The sequence below is a fragment of the Bacteroidota bacterium genome, assembly GCA_030706565.1.
Lineage (GTDB): Bacteria > Bacteroidota > Bacteroidia > Bacteroidales > JAUZOH01 > JAUZOH01.
On the sequence record JAUZOH010000562.1, the window covers coordinates 1 to 1910 of the forward strand.

The 1910-nt window shown below is 35.3% G+C and carries 2 protein-coding genes; both read right to left on the minus strand.

Annotation, left to right across the window (positions count from 1 at the left end; genetic code table 11):
• A partial coding sequence (locus Q8907_16780; GenBank protein ID MDP4275924.1) for a FecR domain-containing protein occupies positions 1–906 on the minus strand: 906 nt, incomplete at its 3' end.
• 118 nt (positions 907–1024) lie between these two features.
• Complete coding sequence (locus Q8907_16785) at positions 1025–1576, minus strand: RNA polymerase sigma-70 factor (GenBank protein ID MDP4275925.1); 552 nt, start codon at positions 1574–1576, stop codon at positions 1025–1027.
• Positions 1577–1910: the final 334 nt, after the last annotated feature.

The following is a 1910-nucleotide window of genomic DNA, read 5'->3' on the forward strand; positions in this document are numbered from 1 at the left end:
AAAAACATTTTTGTTGATAAAAAAACCTGAATATTTTTTGTGTTTTAAGCTTTCAGAATTAATCCGGATCACAACATTGAAATTGCGTTCCAGGTTCTTGATAATAGATTCGAAAGTCTCGTTATCAAAATAACATTTCCCGTCTTTCCAAAGAGTACTCAGTTCCCCGTCGACTTTGCATATCGAAATGTTTTTTTCTTTCCGGCTATAAACGGCTTTTTGATTGGGCTTCAGCATGATGCGGTTTTTGCCATCATTCTTCCGGGTAAGACCTACCGAACCTTCAATCAGTGTCGTTTCAACAAGATCTTCGTCGTGGTATGCCTTCACATTAAAATGGGTCCCAAAAACCCGAATGTTGATTACCCCTGTATTGACGACAAAGGGATGCTTCCGGTCTTTGCTTACTTCGAAATAAGCCTCCCCTTCCAAAAATACCATTCTTTGTTTGCCAGAAAATAAAGCGGGATATTTTAGCTTGGAACCTGAATTTAGGAAGACTACCGTGCTGTCAGAAAGTACAATTTTCATTTTTTGTCCCAGCGAAGCACCTGTCTCAATATAAGCTACTTGGGGAGAAAATGAAGGTCTAAAATGAAAAACAGCAAATTTAACTGCAAGTATCAAAGCTATAGATGCTGCGGCGCTATATAACCATATTTTCAGCTTATGGGTTGCCTTTTCTCTTGAAATTGTTTTTTGAATTTGGGCATAAGCTTTTTCTTTAACCTCATTTCCTGAGGCCGGATCCTTTTTCAGGCCAATATTTTTGAGGGTATTGAAAATATTTTGGTTCTTCCCGTTTTCATTAATCCAGGAATCAAACAGCTGTTTTTCTTCGGAGGTAGGAATCCCATTCAGAACCTCCTCAATTATTTCCCATATATTTTTGTCGTTATCAGCCATAATCTTTTATGTATTCTATAGACGGAATTAAATATAAATACATCTATTCGATGTGTGAAAAATTTAAAAAAATAAATCTGCGTGTGAGTTATATTGTTGAAATATAGTCTGTTAATAATTAGTTAAAATGCTCATTCAGGGCAATTCCTAATTTTTTTATTGCAGTGACTATTTGAGCGTTTACGGTTTTTTCTGAAATTGATAAGATTTGGGCAATATCTTTGTATTTCAATCCTTCTTCCCTAGACATCAAAAATATAAGTTTACACTGTTCGGGTAGTTCGTCAATAGCCGAGTTGATGGTTTGCTCTAATTCTTCGGTTAATAAAATTTCTTCAGGATTACTTTCTTGTGTTAAAATTCCAAGGGGAAGGTCCCTTACAAATTCAGGCTTTCTGGATATTTTATCCAGGTAGTCGAAAGTTTTATTTTTTGTGATGGTATATAAATAGGAATCGAGGTTTTCAATTTCGGGTAGTTTCTTGCGATTGTTCCATAGGTTTAAGAAAACATCAGATACTATTTCCTGAATGAGGTCTTCTGATTTAATAAAGTACCTGGAAAACTGGAATACTTTTTGAAAATATCTGTTGTAAAATTTTCTAAAAGCATCGGAATCACCTTGGGCAATCAGGGCAATCAGATATTTTCCAGAATTTTGACACTCCATTTTTACTTTATTAAAAAGGCAAATTTATCAACATTTCTTGAATCAGGAGATTTTTATTTCCCTGGCTGAAATTGTTATGGTGTTTTGCCATGAAATTAATTATGATTTAAGTTTCGCAACTAAATATTTCCCTGAACGAAATAAAATTTAAAGTCAGTGATTTATTGTTCTTCAACCCCACTTTACCAAGGGGCTAAAACAGGCCGGTGATTAATTAAAAAGTTCCAGGACTTTCCTTCGCGAAGCGTAAAAAACAAAATCCTTATTGACTGCGTACTGTCTGAATGAAGCCGACGCCAGGAGGCGGAATGAGTTGACGCAGTCACAGTCTTTT